The 12,396-nt window shown below is 38.3% G+C and carries 13 protein-coding genes; 6 read left to right on the top strand and 7 right to left on the bottom strand.

Features of this window, described 5'->3' with window-relative positions:
- The first annotated feature begins 9 nt into the window (after nt 1–9).
- A complete protein-coding gene (locus ACY650_RS14170; RefSeq protein WP_462248293.1) occupies nt 10–585 on the top strand; it encodes a TlpA family protein disulfide reductase in 576 nt (191 codons plus the stop codon).
- Here the strand turns inward: ACY650_RS14170 and ACY650_RS14165 are convergent.
- Together ACY650_RS14165 and ACY650_RS14160 are read right to left on the bottom strand one after the other, a co-directional pair.
- Nucleotides 568–1,578: an arginase family protein gene (locus tag ACY650_RS14165; RefSeq protein ID WP_462248292.1), complete on the bottom strand. Its 1,011-nt coding sequence runs from the start codon at nt 1,576–1,578 to the stop codon at nt 568–570. The genes ACY650_RS14170 and ACY650_RS14165 overlap by 18 nt on opposite strands.
- Complete coding sequence (locus ACY650_RS14160) at nt 1,578–2,066, bottom strand: SixA phosphatase family protein (protein ID WP_462248291.1); 489 nt, start codon at nt 2,064–2,066, stop codon at nt 1,578–1,580. The genes ACY650_RS14165 and ACY650_RS14160 overlap by 1 nt, the downstream gene beginning before the upstream one ends.
- 164 nt (nt 2,067–2,230) lie before the next feature.
- Between ACY650_RS14160 and topA the strand changes: the two genes are divergently transcribed.
- From topA to ACY650_RS14145, 3 genes are read left to right on the top strand one after another with little or no spacing between them, the layout of a single operon-like run.
- Entirely contained in the window at nt 2,231–4,561 is a 2,331-nt protein-coding gene (topA, locus tag ACY650_RS14155; protein WP_462248290.1) for a type I DNA topoisomerase, read from the top strand.
- A 49-nt stretch (nt 4,562–4,610) separates the two neighbouring features.
- A complete protein-coding gene (locus ACY650_RS14150) occupies nt 4,611–5,087 on the top strand; it encodes an RNA polymerase sigma factor (RefSeq protein WP_462248289.1) in 477 nt (158 codons plus the stop codon).
- Complete coding sequence (locus ACY650_RS14145) at nt 5,080–5,676, top strand: hypothetical protein (RefSeq protein ID WP_462248288.1); 597 nt, start codon at nt 5,080–5,082, stop codon at nt 5,674–5,676. The genes ACY650_RS14150 and ACY650_RS14145 overlap by 8 nt, the downstream gene beginning before the upstream one ends.
- Before the next feature lie 53 nt (nt 5,677–5,729).
- On the opposite strand, the gene dnaN is transcribed toward ACY650_RS14145, so the two are convergent.
- The 5 genes from dnaN to gldA form a co-directional block, all read right to left on the bottom strand.
- On the bottom strand, nt 5,730–6,854 hold the full coding sequence (dnaN, locus tag ACY650_RS14140; RefSeq protein ID WP_462248287.1) for a DNA polymerase III subunit beta: 1,125 nt from the start codon (nt 6,852–6,854) through the stop codon (nt 5,730–5,732).
- Between the two features lie 89 nt (nt 6,855–6,943).
- Nucleotides 6,944–7,837, bottom strand: a complete 894-nt coding sequence (locus ACY650_RS14135; protein WP_462248286.1) for a hypothetical protein — start codon at nt 7,835–7,837, stop codon at nt 6,944–6,946.
- Nucleotides 7,834–9,513, bottom strand: a complete 1,680-nt coding sequence (gene gldG / locus ACY650_RS14130) for a gliding motility-associated ABC transporter substrate-binding protein GldG (protein ID WP_462248285.1) — start codon at nt 9,511–9,513, stop codon at nt 7,834–7,836. Before gldG ends, ACY650_RS14135 begins: the two co-directional genes overlap by 4 nt.
- Nucleotides 9,510–10,238: a gliding motility-associated ABC transporter permease subunit GldF gene (gldF, locus tag ACY650_RS14125; protein WP_462248284.1), complete on the bottom strand. Its 729-nt coding sequence runs from the start codon at nt 10,236–10,238 to the stop codon at nt 9,510–9,512. Before gldF ends, gldG begins: the two co-directional genes overlap by 4 nt.
- Nucleotides 10,235–11,134, bottom strand: a complete 900-nt coding sequence (gene gldA / locus ACY650_RS14120; protein ID WP_462248283.1) for a gliding motility-associated ABC transporter ATP-binding subunit GldA — start codon at nt 11,132–11,134, stop codon at nt 10,235–10,237. The genes gldF and gldA overlap by 4 nt, the downstream gene beginning before the upstream one ends.
- A 137-nt stretch (nt 11,135–11,271) precedes the next feature.
- Here gldA and ACY650_RS14115 point away from each other — a divergent pair, with 137 nt between their 5' ends.
- A complete protein-coding gene (locus ACY650_RS14115; RefSeq protein ID WP_462248282.1) occupies nt 11,272–11,796 on the top strand; it encodes an NADPH-dependent FMN reductase in 525 nt (174 codons plus the stop codon).
- A gap of 1 nt (nt 11,797) precedes the next feature.
- Nucleotides 11,798–12,340 (top strand): DUF1572 family protein, encoded by a 543-nt coding sequence (locus ACY650_RS14110; RefSeq protein WP_462248281.1) that lies wholly within the window; start codon nt 11,798–11,800, stop codon nt 12,338–12,340.
- Nucleotides 12,341–12,396: the final 56 nt, after the last annotated feature.

Below are 12,396 nucleotides of genomic sequence, written 5' to 3'. Positions count from 1 at the left end.
TATGTGGTAATGAAGAAAAAAGTGCGAAAGGAGCTCATAGAATGGATAATCCTCCTAACTGTAATTGGCATCATCTATTTTGGGGGTTGGCATACAGAAGTAGTAGGTAGAATTCAACAAGTAGTTTTAACGACTGGAATTTTAAGTCCAAATGAAGTTGAAGAAACAAAAATTGCTTCATACAATTATCTACTTGAAGATTTCGAAGGGAAACAGGTTTCGTTTACAGAATTTGAAGGTGATGTGGTTTTCGTAAATTTCTGGGCTACATGGTGTCCCCCCTGCATAGCAGAAATGCCTGATATTCAAAGCCTATATGAAAAACAAAAAGAAGATGTACGATTTGCAATGATCTCCTTAGATCAAGATGAAGCCAAAGCTAAAGAGTTTATAAGTCGCAAAGGGTTTGATTTTCCTGTCTACTTCCTTAGATCGAGGCTTCCAGATTCTTATGATACACATTCAATACCAACTACCTATGTAATGGATAAGAATGGTTTTGTGAAGATTGAGAATCATGGCATGGCTAAATACAACACATCTAAGTTCAATCAATTACTTGATGAATTATCTAAAACTAAGTAGACTATTAGATACTCCGGTAAGTGCTGCTAAGCGATAGATAATTCTTGAAGACACATTTGCATCCCAAGCATCATTTCCTGTTTCGCATACGTCAAATCCGATAATTTTTCTCCCGGATCTAACAACTCTTTCCAATAAGTAGATGGCTTCATTGAATTTCAAGCCACCTGCTACTGGTGTTCCTGTGTTTGGACATAATGCAGGATCCAATCCATCTACATCGAAACTTACGTATACATTTTCGGGTAGTGTATCAACGATTGCGGTTACCTGCTCTTTCCAATTCAGACCTTCCAGCTTTCGATTGAATACCTCTTCATCGTAGAATACATGAATTGGCTTGCTAGAATTGGAGATGTAAATCTCCTCTTCCTCACAAAAATCTCGAATTCCAACCTGAGTCAATGATTTAACCCCCTCTTCCTTTAAGGCATTATTCATGATACTGGCATGAGAATACTCAAACCCCTCATATCGATCTCTTAAATCCATATGGGCATCTATTTGAAGTATTCCAAAGTTCATATGCTTACTCAACGCACGTATAAGACCCAATGGCGAAGAATGATCACCACCAATAACTGCTACTTTCTTATCAAGCTTAATTAGTGAAGTAACTAACTCTTCGACTTCATTGTGAATGGATTCGCAAAACTCATTTACATATTCAACCTGTTCGAGTTCCGGTTCCTTCCCCGCTTCCAAGGCATTGATTACGTTCAACGCTCTTCCTCTATGAATTTCATTTTTACTAGACTTTACAATCCTATCGTACATGGCCATTTTCAATTCCCACGGCTTTTCAATGGATAAAAGCGACAAATCCAGTTGGGATGATTCTTGCTTAATCATCTTGGGAGCCAAAGAAGTTCCTTGTCCATATGAAACTGTGACATCTAAATGAACTGGGATTAATATTAAATCAGCTTCTTCGAGCGTGTACGGCAATCCAAAAATATTGCCTTTCTTTCCTACGTCGCTTGGATTGTACATCAGTGATTTGGATGATAATATCCTTCGAAAATACCGGTTCCCTGCGAAACTTCATTCCACTTAAGTTTTTCCAATTTAATTGTAACAATTCCTGCTGGTTCCATATTTCCAATAATTGAACCCGACAGGTATTCTCCAAAAAATGTAATGGTTGGGTTATGACCAATGATTGCGACAGACTTGTAATTATTCGGAACATTATTCAATACTTCAAGCATCTCTCTTACCGACGCATTGTATATCACATCCTTATACTCTACAACACCTTCATTCATCTCAAGCTCTTCAATCAAATTGACTGCAGTCTCTGTAGTTCTAACCGAACTACTGCATAGAATAATGTCTGGATTGAAATTTTGATTTATTAGATGGCGTCCCAAAGCTCGAATAGTACTCTGACCTTCAAGTGTTAGCTGTCGATCAAAATCTCTTTTACCCCGAGAATCTTCGGCATACGAATGGCGGATTAGGTAGATTTTTCTACTCATTGGTAAGGTTGGTTGATATAAATATAAAGCATGAAAAACCGCAGAAACAAATCCGGTTAATTAAGTTTTTTTCAATTTTGTGTTGAACAGGATTTAATTTGTCGTGTTATGTTTACGCGCTGAAACGAATTTCGCTCACTACATTTTATTATTAAAAATTCATCATGGGGAAAAATCTCGTCATCGTAGAGTCGCCTGCCAAGGCAAAAACAATCGAAGGATATCTAGGTAAAGATTATGAGGTAAAATCATCATATGGACACGTTCGTGACCTTCCTAAGGATGATTCAGCTATAGATATTGAGAATGGATTTGCGCCTACTTATGAAGTGTCAAAAGACAAGAAAGATGTAGTTAAAGAACTCAAAAAACTAGCAAAAGACGCAGAGACCATATTCCTTGCATCGGATGATGACCGTGAAGGAGAAGCAATTTCTTGGCACCTTTCTGAAGCATTAAATCTGGATAATGCAAAAACTCAAAGAATTGTATTCAGAGAGATAACCAAAAATGCCATTAAGAATGCAATACAAAACCCGAGAGGTATAGATATTGATTTAGTTAACGCTCAACAGGCACGAAGAATACTTGATCGTTTGGTGGGTTTTGAGCTTTCTCCAATCTTATGGAAAAAAATTAAAGGCGGATTATCTGCCGGAAGAGTTCAATCAGTTGCTGTACGTTTGGTGGTAGAAAGAGAACGCGAAATTGCCAAGTTCACTCCTGAGTCTTCTTTTAGGATAACCGCAGAGTTTAATCTTGGTGGCGGCAAAATTTTAAAAGCAGAATTACCTAAAAAATTTAAGACTGAAGATGACGCAATGAGCTTTCTTCAGAAATGTAATGGAGCAGGTTTTTCGATTGAGAATTTAGAAACGAAGCCTGCAAAAAAATCACCAGCACCTCCATTTACTACATCAACATTGCAACAAGAAGCAAGTAGAAAGCTTGGTTATTCTGTTGCCAGAACTATGTCTGTGGCTCAAAAGCTATATGAAGCTGGTAAGATCTCATACATGAGAACGGATTCCGTAAATCTATCTGATGAAGCATTGAATGGTGCTGCATCAGCGATCAATGCTAACTACGGAGAGGAGTATGCTAATCGTAGGGTTTTCAAAACAAAAAACTCCGGAGCGCAAGAAGCTCACGAAGCAATTAGACCTACAAACTTTGGGGTACAGTCTGCTGGAAAAGATGATGCTGAGCACAGACTTTATGATCTGATTTGGAAACGAGCAATTGCATCGCAGATGTCCGATGCCCAATTAGAGAAGACAACTGCTACAATAGGAATTTCGACAACTGATGAAAAATTAGTTGCTAAAGGTGAAGTTGTGAAGTTTGAAGGTTTCTTAAAAGTATATATAGAATCCACAGACGATGAAGGAGAAGAGGAAAACACCAATATGCTCCCTCCTCTTAGTGTAGGACAATCACTCGATTTAAAGCAGATTTTATCTAAACAAGGATTTACACGACATCCACCACGTTATACAGAAGCCAGCTTGGTGAAGAAACTAGAAGAAATGGGTATAGGCAGACCTTCAACTTATGCACCTACCATTTCTACAGTTCAAAAAAGAAATTATGTTGAGAAAGATGCTAGAGAAGGTCATGAACGAATCTCAATTGAATGCAGGCTGAAAGATGGAGAAATAAAGCGTGAGGAAGTCACTGAGATGACCGGAGCAGAAAAAAATAAGCTTTTCCCTACCAATACTGCAATGGTTGTGAATGACTTTCTTGTTGATCACTTCCCTAACGTAATTGACTATCATTTTACCGCCGATGTTGAACAGCAATTTGATGATATAGCTCAGGGTAAAACAGAATGGAATAAAATGATTGACAAATTCTACGGAGGATTTCATTCAACTGTAGAAAAGTCTGCTGATTTAGATCGAGCTTCTGTCAATCAGGTAAGAGAAATAGGTGAAGATCCTAAAACGGGCGAAAAGATCTACGCACGTCATGGAAAATATGGCGCCTACGTTCAAAAAGGTGAGCTAATAGAGGGGGAGGAAAAACCTCAGTACGCCAGTCTTAAGCACGGCCAATTCATGGATACTATCAATCTGGAAGAGGCACTAGAACTTTTTAAGCTACCCAGAGAGGTTGGAACTTTTGAGGATAAACCAATGGTAGCGGCGGTAGGAAGATTTGGACCATATATTCGTCATGATGGTAAGTTTGTTTCAATCAAAAAGGAACAAGATCCTCTGACAATCAATGAGGAAGAAGCTATCCAACTCATATTGGATAAGCGAGAAGCAGACGCCAACAAATACATCAAGACATTTGATGAAGATGAAACAGTTGCTGTTTTGAACGGAAGATGGGGTCCTTACATCAAGTTTGGAAAGAAGAATGTAAAGATTCCAAAAGACATGGTTCCTGAAGAACTTACATTCGAACAGTGCAAAGAATTGGCTGAAAAAGCTCCAGAGAAAAAAGGCAGAGGTGGTAAAAAAGCTGCCGCGAAAAAAAAATAAACCCGAGATTGAAATAAATCGAGGTATTTAGTTACTAACCAAAAGTTGCGTGTCAGAAGACTTCTTCAAATCGTATGTAGAGGAAAACATGGCCTTGATTATGCATATAAGCAGGGCTTATGCGCGAGATGAAGAATCACTGAAGGATTTAGTTCAGGAAGTTACGCTGCAACTTTGGAGGTCTCATACGTCCTTTAAAGGCAATTCACAACTTTCTACATGGGTTTACCGTGTTACGCTAAATGTGTGTCTTTCTCATTCAAAACGAATGAAAAGAAAGGTGGAGACCGTCCCATTGGAATGGAAAAGTGATTCTGCGATTGAAGACGATCCTGACAAGGAACAGATTGAAAAATTATACATGGGTATAAAGAAGCTCAGGGAATCAGATCGGGCAATTATTCTGCTGTATCTCGAGGATAAGAGCTATAAAGAGATGAGTGAGATTCTGGGCATCACAGTCAGCAACGTTGGCGTGAAGGTGAACAGGCTAAAGGATAAATTAAAAGAAATAATTAATGGCTGAGGATTTAGATATAAAGTCAGTCTGGAATAGAACTAAAGCGAAAGAAGATCCTTCTTCGCTACACATTGATAAATTAGAGCGGAAAGGCACTAAAAACACACTCTATTGGATTAAAGTTATCCTTTGGATAGAGTTTTCTTTGACGCTCGTTTCTTTGCCATTCATGGTTGTTTATGTGAATAGTAGAGGTGATTCTTTCGGAATAATCGTCTTCTACATTATAATCACATTCGTATATCTCTTTTACTATCAATTCCTTATTAGGCAGATTAAGAAATTCAGCTATGATGGGAATGTCTTACAAAACCTTAAGAAGCTTTACGGATATTTAAGATTTTATATTCTTCACTACTACGTTGTTTTTTGGATTTCACTTATCGTAGGTTTTATCTATGGTTTGATGGATCCAGCCAATGAAGCGAATCTTTCTCTCCTTCAAACTGCTCAACAATGGGCTATAGTTATAATTCTCTGGTCCCTATTACTAGGCGCTGTTGGCGGAATTTTCCACTTATTGATCTATTTGATTTATGGAAGAAAGATCAAGCGTGTCAGAAAAATGGTGAAAGACCTTGAAAATGAGGAATAAAAAAAGTGACACCTTTCAATGTCACTTACTAATTTCTAATTTATCGATTGTTTTTAAACCTGATTATTAAGCATAACAGGCATTACTAACATCAAAATATCTTCTTCATCATCCTTATCGTGAGGCGTGATGATACCAGCTTTATTCGGAGCACTAAGCTTTATTGTAATATCATCAGAGTCGATATTTCCAAGCATTTCTACCAAGAACTTAGCATTGAATCCGATTTCCAAATCCTCCCCATCATGCTCACATGATAGTCGCTCATTTGCCTCATTTGAGAAGTCAAGATCTTCAGCAGAAATCATTAATTCGCTACCAGTAATTTTCAATCTTACTTGGTGTGTTGTTTTATTCGCATAAATCGCAATTCGCTTAAGGGAGCTTAGAAGCTCATCCTTCTTGACAACCACATTGTTGTTGTTGTCAAGTGGAATTACATTTTCATAATCAGGGAACCGCTCATCAATTAATCGGCAAATCATCTTCACCTGATTGAAATTAAAAAATGCGTTTGAAGCATTAAACTCAACATTCACATTGGTCAGCTCTGAAGGCAGTGTTGCCTTCAAAAGTGTCAATGCTTTGCGAGGGATAATCATGCTATGTCCCATATCCGCTGCAACATCTACTCTTCTGTATCGAATCAATCGATGACTATCTGTTGCTACAAATGTTGCATTCGTTTCATCAAGTTTAACAAACACACCAGTCATGGCAGGTCTTAACTCATCATTCGATGTAGCGAAAATGGTATTGTTAATAGCTCTTCCCAGAACTTCTGAAGACATATTCACAGCGTATCCATCTGAAACAGTAGGTATTTTAGGGAAATCTGTTGCATTTTCTCCAGCTAACTTATATCTACCATTGTCTGAGTTAATCTCAATACTGTACGTATTACTGTCTATTGAGAAGGTCACCGGCTGCTCCGGAAGGTTCCTCAATGTTTCCAATAAGATCTTTGCAGGGATTGCAATGCTCCCATCTTCCTTCGCTTCCACTTGAAGCTCAGTGATCATGCTAGTCTGTAAATCCGACGCAGTAACAGTTAAATTTCCGTCACTTATTTCAAATAAAAAGTTCTCAAGAATTGGTACTACGGGGTTTGTAGTGATTACTCCATTAATTGCAGATAGCTGCTTTAATAGGTAAGAAGATGAGACTATAAATTTCATATATTGTAAAGCTTAGTGAGCTAAGGCAGTTGCCTTAAAAATTGGGTCGCTAATTTAATCACAAAATGTGATAAACCGTTGAATTGAGATCAGTTAAGACGCTCTGGATTTGACAAAATTTGTCTGACCCTTCCTGCGCCTATTACCATACCTTGACCATCTTGATCTTTCACCAAGTGATAGGACTGGCCAGGCTTACTCGCGAAGACCTCCAATCTGATTGGATCATCGCTTTTTATGTCATTGATAGTAACGATTGCAAATGGTTCTGTCGAAGAAATACTATCTAACTCTTCAAACCGTCCTGGAGATATCATCTCATTTGCTTGAAACTGCTGAAATTGATTCAAATAATCTACGACAGCAGAACTATCTGAGGGTTGTTCGCCATTGACAAGGAAAAATTTATCAACAAATGATATTTCAAAATCATCATCCTTACTATTCTCAACCTTAAGTTTTTGAATGGTCCTCCAACTTCCATCAAAAACTAAGCGATCTCTCCATTGATCAGGGTGAAGCATGAAAATGTCTACAACGTTGTCTCTGTATCCAGGAACTGATACTTCCCTGGCACCATTCTCTGTGATAAAATATGATCTGGTCTTATTGGGGTTGGAGGCGAAATCGAATCGATAACGTGAGTTAAAATCAAATTCCACCTCAACCTTGCCCAGAACGTTACTGTCCCAATTTTCAATAACGCCTCCAACTTCCACACGTTCTAAAACGGAAATCAATGTATTCACAAAGTTCTGATCTGCCTTGTAGGTATCATTGACAATCCAGCCTTCGCCGGTCAAGGTAATTCTGACTGTATCAGTCCCAAACACGAATTCAAAGCCACTAACTCCTTCCAAGTCTGAGGAATCAAAATACCGTTCCACTGTTTTTTGATAGCTCGAAGAAGAACCCAGAAACAACCATAGATTGGCAGCTAAAAGAACTGCAATAGCGATGCTATATTTTGCTGTCTTACTCATTTTCCAGCAAATTTATTTTTTCTTAAATACCACTTTAGCCCGCCAATTAATAAAACCAGAAGTACTGGCGTCACTAGGTTTATCACTTGCCACTTCGTTCGCTCTTTCTGTACTTTTACTCTGTCTAGCGGTCGTATTTTCACCTCTCTCAAACGAGTCTCTATCAATCCAGAATCATCAACCATGTAGTCGAGTATGTTTAGGATAAAATCTTCATTCGCGTAGGTAGCTTTGGTAAATGGTTCTACTCCAAGACCTAATGGCTCACCAGTTTCAGGATCAAGGTCATTTCTAATTATATCTCCATCGCCAATAACAATTACTCGCCCTTCTTCACCTTTATTGATGAACTTAGATTTATCAAAACCTCTGGGAACCAATCTATTGGCATAAAGGGATTTAAACTTACCTTCCAACAAATAGCCCACAGTTTTCGGACCATCTATAAATCTTTCCGGTCGTAACTTATCTCTTAAATCATTGAATGCAACTCGCACCGGAGGCCCAAGGAGCTTGGTATACTGACTGGTATTAATCAACGGAATTTTTGTTATTCCTTCAGCTTTTACCGTATCAATTTCTGATACGAATCTTCCCAATATTGCGTCCAAGTTTCTAACAGACGGATGCTTACTAAAGTTGGTCAGCAGAGGGAAAAACGGCCACGGTATCATTTGAATCTGAGGCTGGTCACCAACATTTCCAGCAACGACCGGAAATTGACCACTATTTACATCCAAAACATAATTAGGATTAACTCTAACCCCATATCGAAATAGCTGATCCGTCAAGTTAGTTTCGTAAGGAATAGCTACGGTGCCTTCTCCAGAAGCACTGTCCATATTTACACTCAATGCATCAATGAAATAAATCAAATTACCTCCACGCATTAGGTATTGATCAATCAAATATTTTTCTTTTTCAGAGAATACTTGTGTAGGCTTTCCTATTACCACTGCATCATATCCTGATAATTCACTTTTACCTTCCAGCGAAACATTGTAGAGTTCGAACTTGCTTAAAACCGCATTTCTAAATCCAGCAATTTCAAGTGAATCAGGAGATCCATGTCCCATGATGTATGCCACTCTTTTAGGTCTGCCATCGATCAGTTGGGCTATGGTTGAAGCCAACTCATACTCCAAGCCTTCTATACTTTGGTTCAAAACCAGGTCTACCCCAGCAGCACTGTTACCATTGATGAGATTGACGCTCATTTCATTCATCCCTTTTGACACTATGGCACCTGGGAACAGAAGTTTTTCCATACGATCGCCATCTGCATTTTTATAATTTAGATTCGAAGGCTCTATTCCTTTATCTATTAGCGACTGGTAGAACTGATTTCTTGCTTGAAGATTCGTAGCTTGAGCGGGATCAGTAAACTTATATTGAACCTTGTTGCCACTCTCAATCGAAAACTGCTCCAACATCTCACCAATTGAATTTTGAAAACGCTCAAAATTGGATGGTAATTCTCCAGCGAGATAAACCTCAAAATAAACCGGTTCATCCAATGTTCTTAAAAGTTCCTTTGTGGCCTCTGAAATCGTATATCGTTTCTCTTCAGTAAGGTCGAATTGGACCCTGTATCGGTCTGCAAGTTGATTCACCAACCAAACAGTAAGTAGAACAACCAGTGTCTGAAGGATTACTAATTTTCTATTCTCCCTCATCCTTTTTGTACGTTTAAGATGATGCGAGTTATGTAAAGGAAAAGTGCTATCATCGAGAAGAAATAGATGACATCACTCATATCCACGAGACCTTTACTCAATGTTTCGTAATGAGATAAGATTCCAATTTGTTCTATGATATAAGAGGTATTAGACCAAATGTTGATAGATGCAATTGAATCAAATCCTGCATAGAAGGTGAAACAAAGAAAGGCTGCCAGAATAAAGGATACAATCTGATTGCCAGTCAACGCTGATGACAACACACCTATTGAGGTGAATATTCCTCCCAGTAGAATTAAACCAATATAAGAACCAGTAATCCCAGCAGAATCAATATTGCCTACAGGATTTCCGAGGTACGAAAGAGTAAAGTAATAAATCAGTGTAGGTAGTATCGAGAAAATTACGAGTAAAAACCCCGCTAGAAACTTTCCTACCACTATCTCTATGTCGCGGAAAGGAAGCGTGTAAAGTAATTCTATAGTCCCTCCTCTTTTCTCTTCAGCAAAAGCCTTCATGGTGATGGCAGGAATCAAAAACATGAATACATAAGGCGCTAAAGAAAATAAGGTCTCCATGCTGGCATACCCATAGTCAAGAACGTTAGTATCTGGGAAAACCCACATAAGCAGACCGATGCCCGTAAGAAAAATTCCAATCACCACATATGCGATTAAGGAATCAAGGAACTCGTTTATTTCTTTCTTTAAAATCGTTATCATTTCCCTTTCGTCAATTCCTGAAAAACTCCTTCCAACGATTGCTCTTCCTTCGTAATATTTATCAAAGGCAATTCCTGATCTCCCACAATCTTCATGATTACTTTTCGAGCATCCGCTTTAGAAGAAATTCGATAACTATTTCTATCTAATTTTTCAATTTGTAAACTCGCCTCTTCGAATAAAGAAATATTTATTTCTTCTTCAAACGCTACTGTGTATGAAATAACCTCAGATTTCAATGATTTCAAATTCGAAACTTCATCATCTGCCACAATTTTTCCTTTGTTAATAATCACCACTTTATCGCATAGCGCTTCTACCTCCTGCATGATATGTGTTGATAGTATCACGGTTTTATCCTTGCTAGCTTCCTTGATCACTTTTCGTATCTCTACCAATTGATTCGGATCCAAACCACTTGTAGGCTCATCTAAGATGAGTACACTGGGATCATGAATCAGTGATTGAGCTAGACCAACGCGTTGACGGTATCCCTTTGACAATGCTCTTATTTTCTTGTGCTGCTCACGCTCCAATCCACACATCTCGATCATGTCAGATACCTTTTTCGGCGTCTCTTTTAATCCATAAGCTGAAGCTACAAATCTCAGATACTCTTTTACATACATATCCAGATATAATGGATTGTGCTCAGGCAAGTACCCGGTAATACGCTTTACTTTCAGCGGCTCTCTGCCTACATCAACACCGTCTACTAAAACAGAACCCGAAGTATGTCCAATATAGCCAGTGGCTATTTTCATGGTAGTAGATTTACCAGCCCCATTTGGACCAAGAAAACCAGTAATCTTTCCTTTTGATGCCTCAAAGGAAATGGCGTCTAGTGCTTTCTGAGCTCCGTAGACTTTGGTTAATTGATCTACAATAATTGACATTGAACTATATAGCGTTCTAAGGGTTATACAGGTTTGATGTTTATTTGCGGTCTGGTTGTCAGACCAGAAAACGCAATTATCGGGCAAATATTTCTATATGCGTCCACATCTACAATTTTGATTTAGAAAATCCTTACATGATTACAATCATTAGCGGTACAAATCGAAAAAATTCAGTCTCAAAGCAGGTTGCGCTTGAATATCAGAAAATCTTAGCCGATTTCGATACTGAATCTACAATCATCGACCTTGAGGATCTACCCGGAGATTTTATTGCAACAGCTCTGTACGAAAATCAAGGGACTAACGAAAAATTTAATCCGCTTCGAGAACATATGAAAAAAGCTCAGAAGTATGTCTTCATAGTCCCTGAGTACAATGGGTCCTTTCCGGGAGTTTTGAAAACCTTTCTCGATGCACTTGAATTTCCTGACACCCTAAAAGGAAAGAAATGCGCTTTAGTTGGACTCTCTGCCGGAATTCAAGGTGGAGTAATGGCTTTGAGTCATTTAACAGATATATTTAATTTTTTGGGAATGCATGTGCATGCTCTCAAACCTAAACTGATGCGAATCGATGGAATGATGAATGACGGTAAAATCACAGAAGAATCGTACATTCAATTATTGAAAGAACAAGCGCAAGCTTTTATTGATTTTTAATATGATTGAAAATACAATCAAAGTCCTACACTATTACAAATCTCTGGGCGAAAAATCTTTTGCTTCGCTTGAAGATGACGAATTACATTTAGTTCCTGGAGATGGATCAAACAGCATTCCAATAATCGTCAAACATCTATGGGGCAATATGCGCTCCAGATGGACTAATTTCTTAACTGAGGATGGTGAAAAAGAATGGAGAGATCGAGAGGGTGAATTTGAAACAACCATCAAAAGTCGTGATGAAATGCTTGAAAAATGGGAAGAAGGATGGAAAGTATTCCTAGATGCAATCAAAGGCTTGAAGGACGAAGACCTTGACAAAATTATTTACATTCGCAATGAAGGGCATACCGTAGTTGATGCTATTCAGCGTCAATTGGCTCATTACTGCTACCACATAGGCCAAATTGTATTTTTGGCTAAAATGATTAAGGGAAATGATTGGGTATCTCTGAGCATACCAAAGGGTGGTTCAGAAGAATACAATAAACAAAAATTTTCCTCCGATAAATCGGATAAGCACTTTACAGACGAAGTATAAGAACCTTAATAGATCTACATAAAATGCTTAGCTGATAAAATTTGATATTATCATTT

Origin of the sequence: Ekhidna sp. (genome assembly GCF_963691765.1) — a bacterium.
In the GTDB taxonomy this organism is placed as follows: Bacteria; Bacteroidota; Bacteroidia; order Cytophagales; family Cyclobacteriaceae; genus Ekhidna.
This window is presented reverse-complemented; position numbering and strand designations above follow the sequence as displayed.